Source organism: Hominibacterium faecale (genome assembly GCF_020734085.1).
Classification (GTDB): domain Bacteria; phylum Bacillota; class Clostridia; order Peptostreptococcales; family Anaerovoracaceae; genus Hominibacterium; species Hominibacterium faecale.
This window is the reverse complement of sequence record NZ_JAJAGH010000013.1, coordinates 1-24,129: the sequence shown is the minus strand read 5'-3', so window position 1 is coordinate 24,129 and position 24,129 is coordinate 1. Positions and strand designations below refer to the sequence as shown.

The 24,129-nt window shown below is 46.0% G+C and carries 19 protein-coding genes; 16 read left to right on the top strand and 3 right to left on the bottom strand.

The window, feature by feature from the left end; translation table 11 throughout:
• Window positions 1-67 precede the first annotated feature (67 nt).
• The 7 genes from LG211_RS16760 (at window position 68) to LG211_RS16730 (ending at window position 7,891) form a co-directional block, all read left to right on the top strand.
• Window positions 68-1,684: an APC family permease gene (locus LG211_RS16760; RefSeq protein ID WP_227755477.1), complete on the top strand. Its 1,617-nt coding sequence runs from the start codon at window positions 68-70 to the stop codon at window positions 1,682-1,684.
• Window positions 1,681-2,463: an SDR family NAD(P)-dependent oxidoreductase gene (locus LG211_RS16755; RefSeq protein WP_227755476.1), complete on the top strand. Its 783-nt coding sequence runs from the start codon at window positions 1,681-1,683 to the stop codon at window positions 2,461-2,463. Before LG211_RS16760 ends, LG211_RS16755 begins: the two co-directional genes overlap by 4 nt.
• A gap of 17 nt (window positions 2,464-2,480) precedes the next feature.
• Entirely contained in the window at window positions 2,481-4,184 is a 1,704-nt protein-coding gene (locus tag LG211_RS16750) for an amidohydrolase (protein WP_269478042.1), read from the top strand.
• Window positions 4,185-4,206: 22 nt separating this feature from the next.
• Window positions 4,207-5,016: a polysaccharide deacetylase family protein gene (locus LG211_RS16745; RefSeq protein WP_227755474.1), complete on the top strand. Its 810-nt coding sequence runs from the start codon at window positions 4,207-4,209 to the stop codon at window positions 5,014-5,016.
• 16 nt (window positions 5,017-5,032) lie between these two features.
• Complete coding sequence (locus LG211_RS16740; RefSeq protein ID WP_148397424.1) at window positions 5,033-5,803, top strand: SDR family NAD(P)-dependent oxidoreductase; 771 nt, start codon at window positions 5,033-5,035, stop codon at window positions 5,801-5,803.
• Between the two features lie 60 nt (window positions 5,804-5,863).
• Window positions 5,864-6,481: a flavodoxin family protein gene (locus tag LG211_RS16735; RefSeq protein ID WP_253020898.1), complete on the top strand. Its 618-nt coding sequence runs from the start codon at window positions 5,864-5,866 to the stop codon at window positions 6,479-6,481.
• Window positions 6,482-6,622: 141 nt separating this feature from the next.
• On the top strand, window positions 6,623-7,891 hold the full coding sequence (locus tag LG211_RS16730) for a RidA family protein (RefSeq protein ID WP_253020899.1): 1,269 nt from the start codon (window positions 6,623-6,625) through the stop codon (window positions 7,889-7,891).
• A gap of 308 nt (window positions 7,892-8,199) precedes the next feature.
• On the opposite strand, the gene LG211_RS16725 is transcribed toward LG211_RS16730, so the two are convergent.
• The gene (locus LG211_RS16725; RefSeq protein WP_227755471.1) at window positions 8,200-9,195 is read right to left on the bottom strand and encodes a helix-turn-helix transcriptional regulator; all 996 of its coding nucleotides are present in this window, start codon (window positions 9,193-9,195) and stop codon (window positions 8,200-8,202) included.
• Window positions 9,196-9,345: 150 nt separating this feature from the next.
• Between LG211_RS16725 and LG211_RS16720 the strand changes: the two genes are divergently transcribed.
• From LG211_RS16720 to LG211_RS16685, 8 genes are all read left to right on the top strand, one after another.
• Window positions 9,346-10,710, top strand: coding sequence for an APC family permease (locus LG211_RS16720; protein ID WP_148397421.1), 1,365 nt, complete (start codon window positions 9,346-9,348; stop codon window positions 10,708-10,710).
• 24 nt (window positions 10,711-10,734) lie between these two features.
• On the top strand, window positions 10,735-12,441 hold the full coding sequence (locus tag LG211_RS16715; RefSeq protein WP_269478041.1) for an amidohydrolase: 1,707 nt from the start codon (window positions 10,735-10,737) through the stop codon (window positions 12,439-12,441).
• A gap of 512 nt (window positions 12,442-12,953) precedes the next feature.
• Window positions 12,954-13,427, top strand: coding sequence for a transcriptional regulator (locus tag LG211_RS16710; protein ID WP_269478040.1), 474 nt, complete (start codon window positions 12,954-12,956; stop codon window positions 13,425-13,427).
• 3 nt (window positions 13,428-13,430) lie between these two features.
• Window positions 13,431-14,348: a sigma-54 interaction domain-containing protein gene (locus tag LG211_RS16705; protein WP_336246085.1), complete on the top strand. Its 918-nt coding sequence runs from the start codon at window positions 13,431-13,433 to the stop codon at window positions 14,346-14,348.
• Window positions 14,349-14,595: 247 nt separating this feature from the next.
• Window positions 14,596-16,035 carry an MFS transporter gene (locus LG211_RS16700; RefSeq protein WP_253020902.1) on the top strand — a complete coding sequence of 480 codons (1,440 nt, stop codon included), beginning with the start codon at window positions 14,596-14,598 and terminating at the stop codon, window positions 16,033-16,035.
• A gap of 63 nt (window positions 16,036-16,098) precedes the next feature.
• Entirely contained in the window at window positions 16,099-17,220 is a 1,122-nt protein-coding gene (locus tag LG211_RS16695) for a DmpA family aminopeptidase (RefSeq protein ID WP_269478039.1), read from the top strand.
• Window positions 17,221-17,223: 3 nt separating this feature from the next.
• Window positions 17,224-18,603 carry an aminopeptidase gene (locus LG211_RS16690; protein ID WP_269478038.1) on the top strand — a complete coding sequence of 460 codons (1,380 nt, stop codon included), beginning with the start codon at window positions 17,224-17,226 and terminating at the stop codon, window positions 18,601-18,603.
• A 16-nt stretch (window positions 18,604-18,619) separates the two neighbouring features.
• A complete protein-coding gene (locus LG211_RS16685) occupies window positions 18,620-18,769 on the top strand; it encodes a TRIC cation channel family protein (protein ID WP_253020905.1) in 150 nt (49 codons plus the stop codon).
• 145 nt (window positions 18,770-18,914) lie between these two features.
• On the opposite strand, the gene LG211_RS16680 is transcribed toward LG211_RS16685, so the two are convergent.
• Complete coding sequence (locus tag LG211_RS16680) at window positions 18,915-19,664, bottom strand: Na-translocating system protein MpsC family protein (RefSeq protein ID WP_269478037.1); 750 nt, start codon at window positions 19,662-19,664, stop codon at window positions 18,915-18,917.
• Window positions 19,665-19,698: 34 nt separating this feature from the next.
• Window positions 19,699-21,450, bottom strand: a complete 1,752-nt coding sequence (locus LG211_RS16675) for a sensor histidine kinase (protein ID WP_269478036.1) — start codon at window positions 21,448-21,450, stop codon at window positions 19,699-19,701.
• Window positions 21,451-21,718: 268 nt separating this feature from the next.
• Here LG211_RS16675 and LG211_RS16670 point away from each other — a divergent pair, with 268 nt between their 5' ends.
• Window positions 21,719-23,953, top strand: a complete 2,235-nt coding sequence (locus LG211_RS16670) for a M28 family peptidase (RefSeq protein ID WP_269478035.1) — start codon at window positions 21,719-21,721, stop codon at window positions 23,951-23,953.
• Window positions 23,954-24,129 lie beyond the last annotated feature (176 nt).

Sequence of the window (24,129 nt, the reverse complement as noted above, 5' to 3'; positions counted from 1 at the left end):
AGCTTACCATAAAATCAGTAAATTTTAAATATTATAAAAATTGGAATTTTGTAAAGGAGATGAGGAAATGAATGATAGTGAAAATTCAAAGCCAAAACAAAAAGTCGGTGTGATCGGCGTAGTATTTATGATTTATGCCATGGCTTGTGCGGGCGCATTTGGAATTGAAGATATGATTCCGTTTGCCGGCCCCGGATTGACCGTGGTAATGCTAATTGTTATCCCTTTCTTCTGGGCTGTGCCCAATGCGTTGATATCCGCAGAACTGGGGTCGGCGCTTCCCTATGAAGGGGGCAGCTATGTATGGGTAAAGAGGGCTTTCGGTGAATTTTGGGGATTTCAGAGTTGCTTTGGAAGACTGGTTTCTTACTATGTAGGAGTTCCAATTTATGTTGTCCTTGCGGGGGACTATATGGGATCTTTATTAAATTGGAATGACACCTATACATATATCTTCAAGTTGATTCTTATTGCGATATTTGCATTTATCAATTATAAGGGTGTAAAAGATGTGGCTGCGGTAGGAACGGTTTTGGGTATATTGATCGTGGCCGCATTTGCTTGCGTCATCATTATAGGATTCTCACACGCCCAGTATAATCCGGTAGAGCCGTTTGCCCGCGAGGATCAAAGCGTAATCGCATCTGTTGGGGGAGCACTGGCGATTGGTATGTGGATGTATACCGGATATGAATCTATGGCCAATGTGGCTGGGGAACTGGAAAATCCACAAGTTATTCCAAAAGCGCTGATGATTGTAGTCCCCTTAATCATCTTAACGTATGTACCAACAACGATAGCAGGGCTTTGCAGTGTTGGTCAATGGAAAAGCTGGGGTACAGATGGTGTATCCTATGGCGATGTAGCGGCGCTCGCAGGTTCTGGATGGGCCGTGTTCTTTGTGGTAGTCGCTTTCCTGGGGCAGATATCCACTTACAATAGTTGGATGGCCACTTCATCAAGAGCCTTTTTGGTACTTGCGGAAGATAACCTGGCGCCTAAAATTTTGACGAAAACAAACAAAAATAGTGTGCCAATTGTGGGATGGGCTTTGATGGTAGCGCTAAGCGTTCTATTCGCGTCGTTTTCTTTTGATGTGATTGCGATCCTAACTGTAACGGCAATCTTGTTTCCGACCTCATTGATGATGTTTGCCGCATTGAAACTCAGAATAAGCGAACCGGACTTACCAAGGCCATTTAAGGTAAAGCTGAACAATTTCTGGTTCGGGGCACTCTGTATGCTGGTACCTCTTACCGCATTTGTAGCCTTATATTTGAACGGGTTAGATTATTTTGTTGCTGGATGTGCCATGTTCATCATTGGGCCAATTCTATATATGATTGCAAGAAAGTCTTTAGGCGGAATGACGAAAAAAGATCCTGAACATAATCCTGAAAATCCTAAGACAAAAATGCCATACGGCGATATGAAGAGAATCGCGTTTTTTTACTTCATGTTAGGCGTTCTGGTGGCAATTGGATACTTCTTTTTGAACTGGTACGAAGACCCGGCCTATTATATCGAAACCTATGGGAACGAGCATATTTTCAATCTTTTTATGGGCGGTGTGGTCGGTACAGCTGCCGTAAGCTTTATATTGGCAATTGTTTTCTATGGGATACACAAGAAAAAAGATGATGCCACAAACAGAATTGATACAAAGCAGGAGGGCTTAAAATGAATGGTTATAATGGATGCGTCGCTATCATTAGCGGCGGTGCGGGAGGAATTGGAAAGGCTGCGGCCGTGGAATATCTCGAAAAAGGCGCAAAAGTGTACTTGATCGGACGTACGGCTGACAAACTGAAAGACGCAAGAGAAGAACTTAGTAAAATAAGCGACAACGTCTTTGCTCTGCAAGGGGACGTATCAAAAGAGCTTGATTGTCAACGGATCATAAATCATGTGGCTGAGAGAGAAAAGAGCATCGATCTCCTTGTCAACAGCGCCGGAGTCTATATAGAAAAACCAACTTTAACATGCAGCGTCGAAGAATGGGACCAAGTGATCGATATCAACCTGAAAGGAACATTTTTGATGTGCAGACAGGTCATGCCGCACCTGATAAAAACCAAAGGCGCGATCGTAAATGTAAGCTCGGATGCGGGCCTCGTCGGGTTCAGGGGAGCGGCCGCGTACTGCGCGTCCAAAGGCGGAATCAACCTTCTGACAAAATCTTTAGCCGTAGAATTTGCGGAGCATGGTGTGAGAGTCAATGCGATCTGCCCGGATATGGTTGATACGCGAATGCTGCAAAAGGATTTCGAGTCCTCAGGCTTTAAGAGCAGAGAAGAATATGACCGTTACAATTGGGAAGCGTTTTCCCAGGGCGGCGTACAGGGAAGATACATCCAACCGGAAGAAGTGGCAAAAGCAATTGTATTTCTGGGCTCGCCAAAGGCAGCGGCTATTACGGGTGTTTGTCTGGCTATGGACTTTGGATTGACGGCAGGGTTTTAACGGAAAGGAGCTCATCTATGATTGCAGACACAGTTCTTACTAATGGAAAAATCTATACGATGGACAAAGATAACACAGTTGTAGAATCCATTGCTATCAAAGCGAACAAAATTATATTCACGGGTTCCGATAGTGAGGTCAAAAGCTACATCTCCAGCCATACAAAGGTTGTGGATGTGAAGGGAAACACTGTCCTGCCGGGACTGATCGAGACGCATGTCCACGTCCCGGGTAACGCGTATAATGTTCTGCATAATATCGATTTATACGATGCGAAAACCGCAGAAGAGACGGAAACGGTGATTGAAAGATTTATAAAAGAACATCCGGAAAAAAACAGGTATTATGGCAAAGGATTTAAGACTTCTGTTTTTCCTGGGACAGAGAGCACGAAAGGCCCCAAAAAGGAACGGCTGGATCGAATATGCAGCGATAAACCGATCGGGATTATTGATGAAGGCGGCCATATATGCTGGCTGAACAGCAAAGCGTTAGAGCTTGCCGGCATTACGGAAACGATTGAGGAGATTGATGGCGGAATCATTGAAAAGGATGAAAAAACAGGGGAGCTCTGGGGAATCTTAAAGGACGAAGCGAAAAAGCTTTTTCCGGAGCAGCAGTTTTCTCCGGAAGAAAAAAGGGAAGCTTACCAATGGTTTCAGGATTTGTTTACATCCTATGGATATACGAGTATCCTGGCTATGCGGCAATCCGCGTCATCGGATCCTACGCCTATTTTAGAAACGATTGCATATTTTGATGAACAGGATCAGCTGAATTTGCGAGTGGCGAGCGCGCGAGAAATAAAAGTTCTGGAAGATGAATACATACAAATAAACGATCTAGCGGAGCTGAAAAAAAAGTATCATCAGGAAGGCGGAAAAATAAAAGTAACAACGGCAAAATTCTTTTTAGATGGAACGGTAGAAGGCCTGAACGCATTTTTAAGCGAGCCTTATAGCCTTGAAGCCGGCAAAGGTGAGAATTACTGCGGCGAACTCTTCTGGGATGAAGGACGTTTGAAAGCTACCTTTATAGAAGTTTTAAGCAGGGGCTTTAATATCCATATCCACGCTATCGGCGATGAAGCGGTCTCAAAGGCTGTTGAAGCGTTGGAGATAGCTCAGGAGAAAGTCAAAGGAGATCATCGCAATTGTATCACGCATTTGCAGCTTGTACACGCGGACGACTTTTCAAAAATGGCAGAGCTGAATATCATCGCCTGTGTAAATCCCTATTGGCATTTTAAGGAGCCATCCGTATATTTCGACGGTGAAGAAGTCTTTCTGGGCAAGGAACGGGCGGAAACAGAATATCCTCTCAAAAGTTTCATCGACCACGGTGTTATCATCACCTGCTCCGCGGATTATCCGTCTTCCCCGTACCCGAATCCGTTTTTCGCTATTCAGGCGGGAGTTACGAGAAATCTCTATGACGCTGATTATTTTGGCGCTGAAAAGATTACAGACGAGAACGACCCCAAGTGGCGGCTGAATCCTGAAGAAAGAGCCGGCGTACTGGAGCTGGTAAAGGGCTATACGATCGATGCGGCATACGCGATGCATATGGAAGATGAGATAGGCAGCATAGAATGTGGAAAAAAAGCGGATGTTATCGTAATAGATAGGGATATCTTTGCCATAGATCATCTGGATATTGAGAATACAAAAGTATTAAAAACGTTTTTCGATGGCAGAGAAGTATATTCCTGCAAGAAATAATTTCATGAAGGGTGTGAGTTTTATGGCAAAAAAATTTAAAATTATGCTGACCTTTGACGTGGACGCGGAAACCTTATGGACAGCGCGGGATGCTAATGTGGACGGCAAAAATACAATTCGGCCGTCCATGTTGTCACAAGGCAGCTACGGCGCAAATGTCGCAGTTCCAAGGATCCTCAATTTATTGGAAGAATACGATATCAAAGGCTCATTTTTTATCCCCGGAGAAGTTGCAGAGCTCCATCCGGAGATGGTTGAAAAGATACATAGGAAAGGGCATGAAATCGGCAACCATGGATATTCACATACATGTCCTGATCTCTTTGATGACTACGAGGAGGAACGGAAAGAATATGAAGAGACAAATTGCGTGTTAAAGGAAATAACCGGATCAGCTCCAAAGGGCTTTCGTGCTCCATCATGGGAATACAGTCGAAATACATTTGATATTGTAAAAAAAATGGGGTTTACCTATGACAGTACAATGATGGGAGCTGATTCAATGGGAAAATTGGAAGTGTTCGGTGAAAAATCGGATCTTGTAGAAATTCCGATCAACTGGACGCTCGATGATGCTCCGTTTTGGCTTTTGAGTTCACAAGATTGGGGCGCTCCCATGCTGCCTCCCAGCGCAGTATATGAAATATGGACGGAAGAATTTGAATTCTTATATCAGGAAAGCGTTGATAATGTGTTTACTTTGACCTGCCATCCGCAGATTATAGGCCGCCCGGCCAGAATCAGGATGTATGAGCGTTTGATCCAATTTCTAAAGAAGCATGAAAATGTTGAATTTTTGAGATGCATAGATGCCGCAGAGCAATATGCGTAGAAAGGGGAGATGAACGATGATGGATTTTAAAAATAAAGTTTGCCTTATTTCGGGCGCTGCATCTGAAAGAGGGATCGGATTTGCAATTGCAAAAGAATTTGGTGCATTGGGAGCTATCGTAATTTTGACAGATATTGTTGAAAAAGTATACGATCGGGCAGATGATTTAAATCGCCTGGGAATGAAGAGCGCTGCATATACCTGTGACCTATGTAATGCAGAAAAGGTACAAAATATGCTGGAGGAACTATACGACAAGTATAGGAAGATTGACGTTTTGATAAATAATGCAGGGTGGCATATCGAAGGCTGTCCGGAAGAATACCCTGACTTTGTCGACGCGAAAAAAGAGGAATGGTTTCTTAAATTCAACCGGAATTTCATGACGACCTTTAATATGACGAAAACAATACTTCCAAATATGAAAAAACAGAAGGCGGGGAGGATTATTAACATTTCCTCTGTAATTGGGCCTGTGTTAGGTGCGGAAGGTGATTCCGCGTATGCGGCCAGCAAAGCGGGAATTGTCGGCATGAGCCGTTCCATCGCCATAGAAGCGGCAAAAGACAATATTACGATCAATAACATATTGCCCGGCTATATCTCGTCGGCGTCCCAGGAAGAAGATGCATATGAAGCAGGACTGAAAACGCCTATGAACCGAAATGGCCACCCGGATGAAGTCGCAGGACTCGCTGTGTTCCTTGCGTCAGAAAAAGCATCCTACATTACGGGACAAGCAATTGTCGTTGATGGCGGAGCATCGATTGAAATGAAATTCGGCTGATGCCGCTTCCCATGATCGGTAATTTTTAAGCAGATAAACGTCAGGAATGAGAGAGAGAATATGAAAGTAATGATGATTAACGGCAGCCCGAATGAAAAGGGTTGTACATATACCGCTTTGCTTCAATGTAAAAAAGGTTTGGAGGAGATGGGCGTCGATGCGAACATTGTCCACATAGGTCGTGAGCCGGTTTACAGCTGCTCCGCGTGTTTTGGATGTGAGGAGACAGGAAGGTGCGTCCATGATGATATTTGTAATAATATGCTGGCACTCGCAGAACAATCCGTCGGCATTATTGTTGGATCGCCGGTTTATTTTGCCGGCCCTACAGGAGCAATATGTTCTTTGTTAGAACGAATGTTTTTTGCAAACAGCGATGTTTTAAAAGGAAAACCGGCAGCCGCGGTTGTAAGCTGTCGTCGATCCGGTTCAACTGCTGCTTTTGACAGACTCAATAAATTCTTCGCATATAACAATATGCCAATCGTAACTTCTCAAAACTGCTGGAATGGAGTTCATGGAATAACGCCGGATGAAGTCATGCAGGATGCTGAGGGGATGCAGACGATGCGGATACTAGGCAGGAATATGGCGTGGCTCATTAAGACAATGCATGGATCGAATATAAAAATGCCATCAGAGGAGGAGTACATAGAGACCAGTTTTATTAGAGATTAGTCCAGTTTTTTATGTTCAAAGAAATAATAAATGCGCCGAAAGAATCCGACCTTTGGATCATTAATAATTTTTGAGTAAATGAGGCATTCTAAAAGTAATCATTTATATTTTAATTCATTTATTCAAAAGGAGTATACAATTATGAGCGGCAATAATGTTGTGTTAGCAAGAAATACAGAAAACGCGCCCAAAAGTCCCCTGTATTCGCAAACTGTAGCCTTTTCTCATTATAACAACCTATCAGCGCAATTACCGATCGATCCCAAATCTGGGAATTTGGTAGCAGGTGGTATAAAAGAGCAGGCCCGGCAATGTTTTAAAAACATCAAGGCTATTGTAGAAAGCATTGACCATGTAATGAGCGATATTGTTAGAATTACCATATTTATTAAGGAAATCAAGGATATTGACGCAGTGACCGAAGTTTATAAAACTTACTTTACGAGTTACCTTCCTTCATTAACAATGGCTGCAGTTTCTGACTTGCCTATGGATGCTTTGGTACAGGTTGAAGCACTTGTTTCAAATGGCGAGGGTACCATTCCAAACGCACCGCAGGCAGGCGACCTGATCAAGCTTACCAATACCACGGCAAATGCGCCAATTTGTCCTCTCTCTTCGCAGACAGTAGCTTTTTCCCATTACAATAACCTATCAGCGCAATTACCGATCGACCCAAAAACGGGAAGGGTGACAGCAAGTGATGTAAAAGGACAGGCTTGTCAGTGCTTAAAGAATATAAAGGCGATTTTGGAAAGTATCGAGGTTCCTTTTGATGATATTGTGAAAGTGAATATCTTCCTTAAGGATCTCTCAGATCTTGAAGCTGTAAACCAAGTTTATAAAACCTTTTTTCCAGATTCAGCGATCGCTAGGGCCGCAGCCTATGTTCCTGCGCGGACAGTCATTGCAGCTGCAGCCTTACCGATGGATGCCTTCGTACAGATTGAAGCAGTGGTGTCACACGGAGATGGGACGCCTCCACAGGCAATTGAAGACAGACATGGCCTGATCGTTGAAGCTAACAATACGGACAAGGTGTCAGTCGATCCTCTGTCTACGCAGACGGTAGCCTTCTCTCATTACAATAATATTTCAGCGCAGTTGCCGATCGACGCAAAAACCGGTGAACTAGTAGCGGGCGGTGTGAAAGAGCAGGCCTCCCAGTGCTTAAAAAATATTAAGGAGATCATTGAAAGCGTTGACCATGTTATGGAGGATATCGTGAAAGTAAATATCTTCCTGAAAAATATCGCGGATATTGAGGCAGTAGATGAAGTTTATAAAACATTCTTCCCAGACGGTGTTCCTGCACGGAGAGTCGTCGGAGTATCCGCGTTGCCAAAGGACGCGTTGATCCAGATCGACGCGATCGCAGGAAACGCGGAAGGTACTCCTCCAATCGTTTAACAGGAATAGGGGGATATTATTCCTCTTCTCGATAGCGAGCCCCTTGAAACTGATAATTATGAAAGTTTTAAGGGGTTTTTTCTTTAAAAAAACAGAAACAGGTGGATTGATTTAAGTGCATGATAAGGAAGCTTTGACTTAAAGAGATTCTATGCTTTTTTAACTTTTTCTGCAGAGAGACTGGTCTGGCATCCAATTGAGACTTCATAATATGGAAGAATTCTTCGATTCTCCACTTATCACTTCATTTTATCGATGTACAGAGGGGACGTGTACATTTTATAACAGCAGCGCATTGGTCGGAGAAGTCAAACCAGCGGCACATTTCTGAAGAGAACGAACGGAACGTTCCAAAATTCGGGGATATGCAGCGTCGCAAAGTAGTAGGAAATATAATGCTCCAGCTGTGCCGATATTTCCTTGGGGTCATAAAATTGATTTTCTTGTGACCGCTCCTCTATTTTTTTAAAAAATGTCCGATGCTGCAGCGGGGTACAGCCATACCATTTTTTGAAGCTGCGGTAATAAAACTTCGGATCCGAATAACCGACCGTGTAGGAGATGTCAGAAATGTTGCGGATGGAGTCGAGCAAAAGCACTTCTGAATGATAGATTCGCACGAAGTTCAGATAAGAGGAGTAACCGACGAACGAGGTCTTTTTAAAAAAGTGGGACAGATAATTGGAATTCAGATGGAGCTGGGCCCCGATCTTTGTAATCGTAAGCTTTTCTGAATAACGCTGGTTTGTAAGAACCATCACTTTCTCATATCTTTGCTTTGCCTCCTGGGAATAGTCCAACGTGTTTGCCACATAATTGAAAAAATGAAAATGCTCCAGCATAATATCCATGATTTTCAGAGCCAAATTGCAAAAGGTCTCCCTCTGGGAGACTTTTTCGTGGGGAAAACAGTAAAAATAAAGCATTGTCAGCAGAAGATGCTTCAAATTCTGCATCTCATCCTGCTTCTCCTTTCTAAGAACATACCGTTCGCATACAAAGAACATATAGGGCAGATCAGGATTGTTGAAAATCGGATGGCGCAGGTCAAAATAGAAGGAAACGAATAAATTATTTTCCGAGGACTGTAAAGAGTGGATGTCATGAGGATCGCAGGAAATAATATCGCCGTCGGTCAGGGGAATATCTTCATATGCGATATGGATAACCGCATTTCCCTTAAAACAGTAGATGATCTCCAAAAATCCTTCGTGGTAGTGACAAGCTTCCTGAGTGATTGAATAAATGGAAATCGCGACAGGTGTATCTTTTATGAAATCTGGAACAGTATTTGCGGTATGCATAGAACCCTCCGAATATAGACATATTTGTTGATAATTATATGTTAAGTTCAACAAAAAGTCCATATAAATGTCAGAAAATAATCATTATACTGAATTTATCAAAACGGATTCCGTATAATTTTTATATGAAACTTTTACAGGAGGTACGTTATGGCTGAGAAAGCACAAACAAATGGTGAATTTAAAAAGGTATTAGGATTAGGCTCTTTGATCTGTTTCGGCTTGGCCTATTTGGCGCCCACCGTTGTATTCAATTATTATGGACCCATGTCAGTGGCTTCAAATGGGATGTATACCACAGTAATGCTGTGTACTGCAATCGCAATGTTTTTCACGGCATTCAGCTATGCAAGCATGTCCAAAGTATTCCAAAAATCCGGGTCAGCGTATGTATATGTACAGCAATCCCTGAACCCTCATATGGGATTTGTAGCTGGATGGGTGATGCTGCTTGATTATCTGCTGCTGCCGATGGTGTGCTTTCTGCTAGTCGGGGTTTATATGAATACGTATATCCCTGCCGTGCCCGTGGCGGTTTGGATTATCGTGCTGGTCACACTCTGCTTTCTTGTCAACGTGTTTGGCATCAGCAATACGGCAAAGGCGGACAATATTATTGTAGGAGCAGCTCTGCTAATGATGGCGCTGTTTGTGGTTGTGGGTATCATAACCATTGCAAAAGGCGGTATCGACGGTACTTCCAACGGACTCATCGATGGCACCGCGTTTTACAACCCGGAGGTTTTCCAGTTCAGACTGGTCTTATACCCGGCTGCGATTCTCTGTGTATCTTTCCTGGGATTTGACGCAGTTTCCACATTATCCGAAGAAGCGAAAAATCCCAAAAAAGATATTCCCAAGGCCATTGTTCTCGTTTGTCTGGGGGCTGGAATTATTTTTACCCTTATCGCATACATTGCACAGGTTATGTGGCCGGTAGGCTGGCAGCAGATGTCCGATCCGGACGCCGGGATCTTTCAACTGCTGGCAAAGATTACGCTCATCCCCCATATGGATATCGCCTTCCTGATCATCGATAACATCGGCAGCATCGCGTGCGCCTTATCAGGTCAGGCGGCAGTCACACGAATTATGTACAACATGGGCCGGGATAATATTCTGCCAAAGAAATTATTCGGCAGGCTCAATAAATATGGCGTTCCGGTTTATAACCTCATCATCGTTGCCATCATTGGTTTGCTGGGAATCGTATTTGCAGACAACATTATGGCCGGAGCGGAACTGATCAGCTTTGGCGCGGTAACTGGATTTCTTCTCGTTAACGTTTCCGTACCAGTGTACTTCCTTATCAGAAAGAAGGAACGGAGAGGAAAGTCGATTTTCATGCATGGCATAATGCCAATCGTTGCTACCATTATATGTGCCGTCTTATGGATTAACATGTCCAATACGGCAAAAACAGTAGGTCTCATATGGCTGGCGATCGGAGTCCTTGTTTTGGCGATCCAGACAAAAGGATTCAGAAAACTTCCGCCGGAAATGGAACTTGAATAAAGAAAGAGTGAGGTGACTCCAATTATGAAAATTGATAAAGTACTATTTAACGGAAAGATTTACACCTCCGACCAAGAGACGCCTTGGGCCGAGGCTCTGGCGATTTCCGGAAGGAAGATTGCTTTCGCGGGCAGCAATGAAGAGGCGAGGGCGGTGGCAGATGCAGACACGGAAATGATCGATTTGGAAGGTAAGACCATTTTGCCGGGTTTCCTGGACGGACATACCCATCCTACCACAGTGGCCAAGACCTTTTATCGGGTGCGGATGCCGCTGACCCACGACAAGGATGAGCTGCTGGCAAATATTCAAAAATACGCGAAACAGTATCCGAAAGAGGAAAGGCCGTTCCTTTTCTGCGAAAATTATTTTGCGGAAACCTTCGGGCCGAAAGGGCCGAGAAAAGAGGAGCTGGACCGAATCGTTTCCGACCGGCCGGCAAGAATACAGGATTTTACAGACCATGCATGCTGGTTCAACTCCATGGCCCTGGAAATGCTGAAAGACGAAAACGGCATCCCCCACAGCAAATCACCTGTCGGCGAGGCGCAGTTCGTGAAAGATGAAAATGGAGAATACACCGGCTGGTGCCTGGAAGGAGGGCCGGAGGGCGATCTGGGAATCTACGACGCCATCGGATGGTATCCGCCGGATACTCCGGACGAAGAAATGATCAAGCCGCTGCTGGATTTCTTCAAGGCAAACGGCGTCATGTGCATGCTGGATGGATTCACAGAAGGCGGCGAGGCGATGAAGCTGTTTTCGGAGCTGGATCAAGCAGGGAAGTTAGGCATGTATTACGAGGGGGCTTCCCATGCGGGAACCATCCATGATCTGGAAGAAGCAATTGAAAACGTGCGGCAGTGGCAGGCGAAATACGGTACTGAGCGGGTCCATATCAACACGGTAAAAATGTTTGTGGACGGCACCAATGAATTGGGCGATTGCCTGGCGCTGGAGCCTTTCAAGAACGACCCGGAAGGAAAGAACTGCGGCCATGCCAATTTATATAAAGCGGACCTGGTCAAGGCCATGGTGCGGCTCAATGAAGAGGCCATCGATCTCCATCTGCATATCATCTGCGACGGGGCGTTCCGCAATGTGGTGGACGCTTTGGAAGAAGCCCGCAAAATCTGCGGCCATGGCTGGAAGATCCGCGTGACAGGCGCCCACTGTGAGCTGACCCATCCTCATGACCGCGAAAGGGCCGCAGAGCTGGGTCTTTACATCGACTGGTCCACCCATTGGTCCGGCGGGTACTTTGGCGAAGCGGCGCAGGAATTCCACGGAATCGACCGCTGGAATACCATGTATGATTTTCGGGAATTCACAGCAGCAGGGGGGAATCTGGGATTCTCCAGCGACGTATTCAGCTATCAGGAAGCGGTGCGGGCGAACCCATTCTTCGGCATTCAGGCAGCCATGACGAGAGTTGATCCTGTGTTTCCCCTGGACCCGAAAAAATATCCCGGCAGCGCCCGCCCGCCCGAGGGAGCAAAATACACGCTGGAGGAACTGATTAAAGGCTACACCATCAATAATGCCGCCCGCCTGAGGCTGGATGATAAAATGGGTTCCCTGGAGCCCGGAAAACTGGCCAACTTTATGGTCCTGAATCGAGATATCTTTACAACTTCCGCAGAGCAAATGTCTGCGGTAACAGCTGAATGTACCTATTTCGAGGGCGAGAAACGCTGTATTACAAGCAGCCTGTCTGTGAGCAGAGAATGAACTGGCAGGCGCTGCTCTGCTATTCTGGATCCGAAGGAAGCGGGCCCTTCGGGCCCGGATTAATAAGAGGTAAAAAGTAAAATGATCGATCGAGCTTGTTTTGGTCTAAGTTTGCGATGATTTACTCCTGCCCTCGACTTTCGGATTCGCGCCCCGGCCCCGGAACCTGGACCCCGCCCCCCCTCAAGGATTCAGAGGTCACGACGATCACGATTATTGCGACAGATGTTTATGTCCGGAAAAAAGCGTAAATTTTATTCAAAATTTACGCTTTTTTCAACGATTGCATCGCCTCAAAGCAGCTAGACCAGCTGCCAGGCTGCCTTTTTTCGAAATGAGGCCACGCAAACCCACAACTTTGCGTAAAAATTACAAATATATTTGAGCATTTACCGGATTTCAACTGTTGAAGTCAATACACTGCACAAAACAAAACATGCCGGATCATTTCGTGTACTTGTCGGAATAGTATGGTATACTAAACCTATCTACACTTTGTGTCAGGAGGTATCATGAGTAATTTCAAGTTGACGCTTGCAGAATGCAGGCAGATCCTGGATCATATTTCAGGCCTGGTGGTGATTGACGCACAGGGCAAGGTAAGATTTCTTTCAAAAGATATGGTAGAAAGAGTCCAGCAGCTGGGCGTATCCAAGAGTGAGGCCGATAATTACTACGGCAAAGACATTCAAAAAATCAATCCCGTATCAAAGATCGGCAATGCTTTAGACAAGGATGCAAAGCCGCAGATTGTCTTTTACCAAACGGTAGGGATCACGGGAGCGGCGGTGATCTATCCCATCGTTGAAAAGGGGGAACTTCTTGGCGCGGTCGATTACGACGTTTTGCCCAATGACGCGTACATTCGCATCTTCCTGGATATGGTCGCGGAACGCTCCCTAAATCATGATCTGGACTTTGAAATCGATATCGAAGAGCTTTTTAATAAAGTAAACAGCGGCGGAAATGTGAAATATCGGATATAGGACATCCTGGGCGAAAGCGAGGCGATTAAAAAGCTGAAACAGAGGATCTACATATGCGCGGATGCGGATACAACGGTTCTGATCAATGGAGAAACGGGAACCGGAAAGGAACTGGCAGCAAATGCAATCCACCATATTTCCAAACGAGCGAATGGACCGATGATCGAAATCAACTGCGCTGCCATTCCGGAAAATCTCGTTGAATCCGAACTCTTCGGATATGAAGAAGGCAGTTTTACAGGGGCGCAAAAAGGCGGCAGGCCGGGAAAATTTGAGCTGGCTGACAAAGGTACGATTTTCTTAGACGAGGTAGACCAGCTGCCCATGCACATCCAGCCCAAGCTGCTGAGGGTGCTGCAGGAAAAAGAAATTGACCGGATCGGCGGAAAAAAGATCGGGGTCGATGTGAAGGTCATAGCGGCTACCAACAAGAATTTGCCGGAGCTGGTAAAGGACGGCCGTTTTCGTGAGGATTTGTTTTATCGCTTAAACGTTATCGAACTGCGGATACCTCCGCTGCGGGAGAGAAAAGAGGATATCAGACTGCTGACTGAGCATAAGATCAAGACCATTGATAAGGATATAAAGGGCATCACCAAAGGCGCTATGAAAATTCTTTACAATTACAGCTGGCCGGGAAATATTCGCGAGTTGTTCAATGTCATCGACCGGAGCGCATATTTTTGCAGCGGCGATCGGATCGAAGAAGACGACATTATGGAAATGCTGCCCCAAGAGAAAAGAAAAGAATATGGCAGCCGCGAGATCAAGTCGCTGGAGGCTGTTCGAGATGAGGCGGAAAAGCAGGCGATCAAACGGGCGCTGGAGCTTTATGGCGGGAACAAATCCAAGGCCGCGCAGGCGCTGGGAGTAACCAGAAGCAATTTGTATCACAAGATGAAAAAGAACCATATCGAATAATTGTATTATATTTTGTCACCGTCAAAATATAATACAGCATGAAAACGGTTTTATTTTAACGAGTTTCTAAGACTATGTGTATCATATTTTGACACATAGTCTTTTTGTATGTGTGAATATATTGAAAAGTAAGTATCTTTGAATTGGCATAATACTTGCTTTATATATTAGCGTTTAAACAGTAGACGTATTTCGATATCGAAAAGATGTTAATGCCCAATTGAGTTGTTATAAGGAGGATATTCAAATGATGAACCAAACAACTTCAAAAATTGGCGTCAAAACCAAATTGAGCTATGCGGTCGGGCAAATGGCGGACTCAGCATCTTTTAACCTTTATTATTGCTTTTTCCTGTACTTCCTAACGGATTTCGCGGGGATGAACCCGGCGCTTGCGGGGATGATTTCGCTGATCGCGATCCTGTGGGATGCCGTTACCGACCCGATCATTGGCTATATATCGGACAATCTCAAATCAAAATACGGAAGAAGGAGGCCCATGATCCTGGCGGGGGCCATACCATACGGCATATCTGTATTTTTGCTGTTCAACAACATCGACCTGGGCGGAAACGCGCAGTTCTTCTATTTCCTTGCTGTGGCACTGCTGTTCTGGACGTCCTTTACCACCTATGACATACCGTTCTTCTCCCTTGGCGCCGAGCTGAGCGAGGACTTCAATGAGAGAACTTCCCTGCGGGCGTGGTCCAGCGTATTCATGTATCTGGCCTCCATGCTGGCCACGGCCCTGCCGCCGATCCTTTTGAGCAAACTGCAAGGCAGCGGCTATTCATCCGATTTCGCATGGAATTTTATCGGTGTGCTGTTTATGGCCATCACCATCCTTGCCGGACTGGTATGTTGGAATTTCACCCGGGGGAAAGAAGACAAAATCGACTGGTCGGAAGTGAAAGACAAAGCAAAAATGAATTTTTTCACCAACTATATCTCAGCCTTTAAACTCAAGCCGGTCAAGTGGCTTCTCTTATCCGTTTTTTCCGTAGCCCTTATAGCGGCGGTCGTAAGTAATTCCAGCATGTACATGATGAACCACGTATTGGGCTTTTCCGCTGAAAAGCAGTCCCTTTCCTTTATCATCTATACGATTGTCAATTTAGGGTGGATCCCTGTTGTTAATATCCTCTCGCAAAAAGTTGATAAGAAGTACGCGTATGCAATCGCATTGGGCGTGAGCGCGGCAACCGCCCTCATCGTAGTGATCATGGGCTATGACATGTATACCCGCTTGGTCAGCAATTACGCGATATACATCGTATTTCTCACCATATCATCCTTTGGGACATGCGCTTTCTGGACCTTGTATTTTGCCATGATGTACGATCTTTGCGAAGTGGATGAATTTGTAAATGGGACAAGAAAAGAGGGGACTCTGAGCGCATTGACCTCCTTTTTCCAAAAACTTGGCGCGGCCAGCGCTTCATGGCTGACCGGCATGCTGCTGGCCAAAGGCGGCTACGACGCGGCCTTAGCTGTACAGACCATAGAAGCAAAGCATATGATCTTCAATATATTCAATTTGGTACCGCTCATTGGAATCGTCATAGGGATTCTCGCGATCCTCAAATACCCGATGACCAAGAAACGGTTCTACGCTTTGCTAAAGGCATTGAAGCTGAAAAGGGCGGGAAAAGAATACAGCACCGATGGATTTAAGGAATTGCTGTAGAAGTAAGGAAAGAAGGGCCAATGGGCCGCTAAGAAATTATCATAGAGACGAAAGGAATTGAAAATGAAAAAAAGAGCGCGCGATTTAGGAATCAACTTTTTTGGAGACCCGGGAAAAAACAATGCCATAACGGACGTAGAAGGGGTCGAGGTGGGCTACAGCACCATCATCATGGGAGAGCCGGATGATTTTAAAGGGAGAGGCTCAAACTTTGCCAGAACAGGCGTTACTGCGATCCTGCCCCGGGGGAAGCAAAAGAGCGTTGTGTATGCGGGCCGGCATGACCTGAACGGCAATGGAGAACTAACCGGCACCCACTGGATGGACGATTCAGGCTTTATCCATGGGCCCATCATGATCACGAACACCAACAGCGTGGGCATCGTCCGGGATACGGTCACCAAGTGGATGGTGGAAAACGATTACTACCAGCACCTGGTTTTCATGGGGGAAGAAATTGACGAATGCGGATATTTTTATCCGGTCGTCGGGGAAACCTGGGACGGTCTGCTCAATGATATCAATGGGTTCCACGTGAAAGAAGAGCACGTATATGAAGCTCTAAACAACGCAAAGGCGGGGCCGGTCGCGGAAGGGAACGTAGGCGGCGGGACCGGCATGGTATGCCATCAATTCAAAGGCGGGACAGGGACCGCCTCAAGAGTGCTGCCAAAGGAATTTGGCGGATATACGGTGGGCGCGCTGGTGCAGGCGAACCACGGCATCCGCATGTGGTTTGAGGTCAATGGAATCCCCATGGGACAGGAAATCGAGGGGGCCGATCCCGTGTGCAATACCTTTGCGCCCAAACCGGGAACCGGCTCCATCATCGTCGTTCTTGCCACAGACGCGCCGGTGAATCCGACGCAGCTTTCCAAGATGTGCAAACGCGTACCCATTGGGATCGGCAAGCTGGGCAGCGGATATGAAAACGGCTCGGGCGATATCTTCGTCGCCTTTTCCACAGCCAACGAAAACGCTTACACCAACAACGTTTCCACCGCGGAAGTCCTTGGGGATCATATGATGGACGCGATCTACAGAGCTGTGGCGGATTCGGTGGAGGAAGCGATTTTGAATGCCCTTTGCGCGGCAGAGACCATGGAAGGCGCCAATCACAATAAGTTTTACGCCATGCCCCATGATGAAGTGGTGCGTATTTTAAAAAAGTATAGAGGAGAATGAACAATGTATCGAAGGAATGCCTGGGAGAAATATAGGGAAGAAGATTTAAGAAAGGTCATGGATTTTAACGAAGGTTACAAGCGGTTTCTTTCCTCCGCCAAGACAGAACGGGAATGTGTGAAAGAGGCCGTGCGCCTGGCGGAAGAAAAGGGCTTTGTGAATTTGCAGGATGTGTTCAAAAGCGGACGGCCGTTAAAAGCGGGAGATAAGCTTTATGGAATCAATCGCCATAAAAATGTTGTGCTGTTTGTCTTAGGAGAAAAACCTTTGGAAGAGGGGATGCGGATTCTGGGCGCGCACATTGATTCGCCCCGGCTCGATCTGAAACCAAATCCCCTGTATGAAGAGGGAGGCTTGGTACTGGCGGATACCCATTATTATGGAGGAATCAAAAAATATCAATGGACCGCTCTTCCCCTGGCGATCCACGGGGTAGTGGTACGCAGAGACGGCAGCAAAGCGGAAATACGTATCGGTGAAGAGGATGGAGAACCGGTCGTAGGAATCAGCGATCTTTTGTATCATTTTTCGGAAGAACAGTTGAAAAAAAGCGGGGAAACGGTTGTGGAAGGGGAAAATCTGGATGTCACCTTCGGACACATGCCGCTCAAGGATACGGAAAAAGAGGCCGTCAAATCAAACATCCTGAAACTGCTCAAAGAAACCTACGACATAGAGGAAGAGGATTTTTTCAGCGCGGAGCTTGAAATCGTTCCCGCCGGCGCGGCAAAGGACTACGGTCTGGACCGGAGCATGGTCATGGCATACGGCCAGGACGACCGGGTCGGCGCCTATACATCCCTGGCCGCGGTCCTCGATCTGGAGCACAGCCGACACACCGTCTGCTGCGTCCTGTTTGATAAAGAAGAAATCGGCGATGTGGGAGCCACGGGAGCCCACTCCTTATATTTGGAAAATCTGGTGGCCGAGCTGATCTGGTACATGGGAAATACTTCACCCCTTGCAGCAAGGCAAGCCATGGCCCGCTCAAAAATGTTCTCCTGTGACGTAAGCGCGGCCTTTGACCCGCTTTACCCGGAAGTTTATGAAAAAAAGAACACCGCGATCCTTGGCCATGGCATGGTGCTGAGCAAGTATACCGGCAGCGGCGGAAAGATCTACAGCAATGATGCCAACCCGGAATATATTGCCTCGCTGCGCAGGATTTTTGAATCCGCGGGCGTCAATTATCAGACTGCTGAACAGGGAAAGGTGGATACCGGCATGTTCCAAACCATCGCTTATATAATGAGCAGCTATAATCTGGACGTGATCGATGCCGGCGTAGCCGTAATGAACATGCATGCTCCGTGGGAAGTGGTTTCAAAGGCCGATGTTTACGAAACCTATTTTGGATGCAAAACTTTTTTGGAAAAGATGTAAAGGAGAGGGCTGCTAAATGGAGTTTATTTCTCTTATGGAGATCATTGGAACCGTTGCCTTTGCCGTTTCCGGTGCGCTGGCTGCCATTGAAAAGACGCTGGCCGTACGCCTGGCAGCCCTGAAAATGAATTGGCCTTTGGGAAGAGTATCTGTTTTAGAGAAATAGCCGGAAAAACACCTTCATTTAAGTTTATGGAGGTGTTTTTATGACCGGAGTTTGCCTTCATTACTGGCGAACACTATTTTTTCTTTTTTGAGTGTCCATGGGCAAGGGCTGACGCAGACTTATTTGGAAATCAGCGGAGCCTAATTCAGCGGAACCTTGAAATCTCCTGATCCCGTCTGGCATCCACCTTGATGCTCTGCAATTCCATAAGGGCCCCGGTCGCCTCTTTGATCATATCGGACAAGTCGCTTTCGATCGCATGGTAGAACAGCCTGCGCCCTTCTTCCACATGACCTGTGTTTTTGATATCCGCTAACAGCGTCTTTTCCATTGTGCCGAATATCCCGTAGGCGGAAATTTCGATGATGCCGCCTGACAGAAAGACGACCGCGTCCCTTGGGCCCTTTCCTGACTTCTCTTTCAACAGTTTTATGAACAGCTTTCGTATCGTCTCTTCGATTTCCTTTTTGTTCTCAAAATCAAAAATCTGCGCAGCAGACGCCCTGGCCTTTTGCTCGAGGATCGATTTGCCGATTCGTCTGAGCTTTTCCTCAAAAGCATCCATATCAATGGGTTTTACAATGTAATTTTCAATATCAAGATCAACAGCTTCCAGTATGGTCTCAGCGTCTGACACTGTGGACGTAATGAGAAACTTGCAGGAAGAATTGGTTTCTCTGATTTTCTTGATCATTTCAAGACCGCCCATGCCGGGCAGAAGGATATCCACAATCGCGATGTCCGGATCAAACTGATCAAACAGGCGAATGCCTTTTTCCGCGTTTTCCGCAAGAAAAACTTTGCCGAAACGTCTTTTTAAAAATCGTTCAATGCTGGACCGCGTATTGTCGTTGTCTTCGATGTATATCACTTTCAGCTCTTTTAAAATATCCATGATGTTTCTTATATGACCATTGAAATCCCAACGATCATTGTTTCCTCTCTTTCATCGTTATTATAAAGGTCACACCCGCTTTTTCGTTGCGAAAACCGATCTCGCCGCCGAAATGGGATTCTATGATTTGTTTCGCCAGATATAGTCCGATTCCGCTGCCCCCGTCCTTTTCTTTCGTTGAATAGTACGGGAGAAAAATTTTATCAGAGCTTTCTTTTGGTATCGCTCCGCCGCTGTTGAAAATACGCAGAGAAATGATTTTCCATTGGGCCGTATCCCTTTGATCCGAATCTATTTTTATGATCCTCGGTTTTATTTCCGATAAAATGGCTCCATCCCGCGCGTTTTCGAGAATGTTAAAAATGCATTGTATAAACTCATTTCTGTAGTTGATAATTGTGAGCTCCGGATCCACCTCATTCATGATGTTTATTTCGTTGATCACCAGCTTTTCCCGCATGATCGAAAGGGCTTTCTCCACGCTGTCTTTTATGAAGAAGCGTTCTTTCCTCCTGTCAGGTTTCAAGAAATCAGCAAAATCAGTTATGGTGCTCGACATGATGGATACGTTTTCGCGCATTTTTGTTTCGTATTCCTTAAAACGCTCCCACGTCAATTCGCCCGCATCGTAATCGTCCTTCATATTTGAAATGTCGATGTTGATATTATTCAGGGGCTGTTTGCATTGGTGGGAGATGTTTCCGATCATTTCACCCAGCTTCGCCTGTCTGGACTGATTGATCAGAAGAATTTCGTTTTGCTGCGCCGATTTTACGACAGGGCCGTAGAATCGTTTGATCAGTAATATGGCGATTACGACGATAATGGAAACCGTCACGAACATGGTGATCATCAAGGTTGTCCTGGTTTCCGTAGCCGGAGTCATGACCGTGGTCACAGTCTGCGTTGTGGCCAAAATCCACCCGTTGTTCAAAGTCGTATATGCGGCAATATGCTTTTTTCCATCCGAAGAAGTATACCAGACCGGCTCTTGATCGGCGCCCAAAGAAGCGATCTGGGAAACGAGGGGAGCATAAAACTTTGCGGGATTTTTTACATTGTCGCTGGATGCACAGAAATTCAGCTTGGCATCGAAAAGGATGATCTGGCTGTCGCTGTACAGTTTAATCGCTTTGAGAATATCATCCACCTCGGACATCAGCATATCGGAGCCGACGATGCCGATCAGATTTCCGTCGGAATCATATACGGATTTGGTGTGGGTCAGCATATATTCGTCGAGGGAGGATTCATAATCAGGCGCGCCCCAATAGTCACCGTTTTTGATTGCGTCAAAATAATAATTCACTCTGGGATTCCCCTCTACAAGCCAGCTGGGAGCATACATCCGCGCGTCAATGGGGACGACCCTGCCGTCTTTGTAGGCGTACCACACCTCTTCCATGCTGGAGTGAAGCTGGGGTGAAAAGGTAACATATAGTCCCGAAAGATGTTCGGTGTTGGAAAGGGACTGTTTGAGAATATCGCCGGCCTGATGTTTGAGGCGCAGAAACGTATCGTAATCATCGATATAATTTTCATGGGAAAAGGTCACCTGCACAATGGACTGCATCATATTTACCAGACTGGACATGCTGTTGATCACCACATCAAGATCCGTGCCCGCGCTTTTTGTAGCGTATTCGATCTTGTCTTTTGCTTCTTTCTCAAAGGCGTTTTGATTGCGAATCAGCCCTATGATTTCAATGGGAAGAGCGATTAAGAGGGCTCCCAGATAATTAAAATAACCACACGTTTGAATATTTTTTTCATAAGCGTACACCATTCACAATTATGCGGAATAAAGGATTGATCGGAATGTAAGGGAGTATAGTGCACAACAGATCAATTGTCAAGACGCCGTTGACAAAGTGGATGATATATTCTATAATCTTGCCATGGGATAGAGTAGACTGCGGGCGCAGGAGACGATATCTTAAGATTTTAAAGAAGAAAATTGAGAGACTAAAAAGAAAGTATCATTACATTGCTTTTTATGGATCAATGCATTTATTTGCATTGATCTTTTTTGTTATTTTATAAGGAGGGAGAAAATGAAGAAACGATTAACCTGCATATCACTTGCGCTTCTCATCGCGCTGGTCCTGATGTTTGGAACATCCTGTTCCTCGTCGGGAGACTTGTCCATGTCCAAGGACGTCGACAAAATGCTCGAATTCACAAGCGAGGCAACGGACAAAGCCGAGGCTGTCGCCTATAAGCTGGCCTACGACGAGAAACTGGCCGATGATTCCACTGGTTTCCGAACCGCCGGATCCGACGCGGAGCACAGGGCCGCTGATTATCTGGCGAAAGAGTTTGAAAAAATCGGGCTTTCGGATGTGGAAAAAGAAGCGGTTACCGTTGACAAATGGCAGTTCAATGAAGCCTACATGACCGTCAATTACACGGGTCAGGACGGGCAAAAGAAAACATTCAAGCTGGACAATATGGTATCCTACGCGGCGCAGGGTACAAAGCAGTTGGGCGGCGATTACACCAACCTGGATATCGTAGATATGGGCATGGGTACGGAAGCCGATTATCGAAAATATTATAAAGCAAATAATTGCGAGAACATGGAAGGAAAAATTGTTCTTGTAGGCGTGGACCAATGGAATGAAGTCTGGATCGACGGACCGTACATGGAGGCTGCCGTACAAAAGGCCGCAGCCATTATCAGCTATCCCATAGACGGATATGCCAAGTACAATGACGATACCCTGAATATGCAGGATATCTGCGCTCCGGACATGAAGCTCCCTTGTACATCGATCACCAAGAACGATGCGAAAAAAGTTCAGGAGATCATAAAGTCAGGAAAAAATATTGCCGCAAAGCTCTATGTGGACAATGAAGTGGGAAGTCAAAATGGCACTAGCTACAATGTAGTCGGCACGATCAAGGGTACGGAGAACACGGGACAGAGAATCATCGTCGCCGGCCATTATGACAAATATTTCAACGGATTTGAGGATGACTGCACTGCCGTCGGACTTACGGCCGGCATTGCAAAAGCCATCATCGACTCCGCATATAAACCAGCCAATGACATTGTATTTATCGCCCATGCCGCGGAGGAATGGGGAAGATTCGATACTTCCACCGACTGGGCCATCGGATCGTGGGAAATGATCACCACCGCTCATCCCGAGTGGCAGGGAAGTACGCTGGCTCTGATCAACTTTGAAATGCCCAGCGTAGACAGCTTTAACAAGAACGGCGTTATGCGCACCACTTATGAAGCAGGGGAAATCGGAAAGAATTTGCTGTCCTCGGATTTATTGTCCGGCGTGAAGTCCTTCTATGAAGACGGGGTTGTTGTGAAAAATGACGATCAGGAAATTCCGAGAACAGACGGCATCTCCTATCAGTTCCAGGGCGTACCTGTATTCATGCCAAGGCAGGAGGACCGGACCGAATGGACCCAGAACCGCTACCATACGCCAAAAGACGACAATAATGTGGAAGATACGAAAAAAGACGGCGTACATAGCAAGGAATTGTTAGAATATCAGCTTTCACTGTATTCAGCGCTGGCCATGTATATCGACGGCAGCCCTGCGTTGGAGCTGGATTTCAACAGTCGGTGCGATGATTTTGAAGCTGCCGTAAAGGACACTGAAAAATACGCGACAAAAGAATCGGTAGAAACTTATAAAAAGGCGCTGACGGATTTACGTGAAGCGGCCGCAAAGAACCTTGAAAAGGCCAAGAGCATCAACGCTGACTACGAAGCCGCGTACAAGGCGGAGGACGAAGATGCTATGAAAGCCGCAAGAGCCCAGGGTGTTGAGCATAATAAGAAGTCCCTCACGGCCTTTAAGTATGTGCAGGATGAATTTATGGGGCTGGCCGATTACGGTGATGTGGAGCTGCACCATAAAGGCTTGCAGAATAATCTCGATCTGTACGGCGATGTGGTGGAAGCCTTGAGCGACGGTAAGATTACGGAAGAGGATGTATGGCTGGCCGCCGCAATCAACGGTTACTATGAGAATTATGCTTATCTGTTCAGCGATGAAGTATGCGCTTTGTCCAATAGCTTGCTGATGAATGATAAGGTCAAAAGCAATTGGGGAAGCGGTAAAATGACCCTCGCAATAAAAGATTCATGGAAAACCACAAAGAATATGTACGCCCAGTGGAACAAGGGCGTCACCGATGCCGCGGAATACAGAAAATTTGTGGATGAATATAAGGGATATATGGACATTCTCAAGAAAGAGCTGCAAAAGTATGTAAATAGCGAAACTGAGGCAATGGGCCAATTGGAGAGCATGCTTTAAGACAGCTGTGTAAATAGTCCTGCGCCTGAAAATAAAAGCCCCTTTCCTGGAAATAATAATTCAAATCCGGGAAAGGGGTTTTGCATCAGTGAGGGAACAGAGACCCCGGAAAGTTTTGTGTAAAAGAAAGAACCTTAAAGGTAGAAATCAAAACAGATTGAATAAACGGTTTCGTG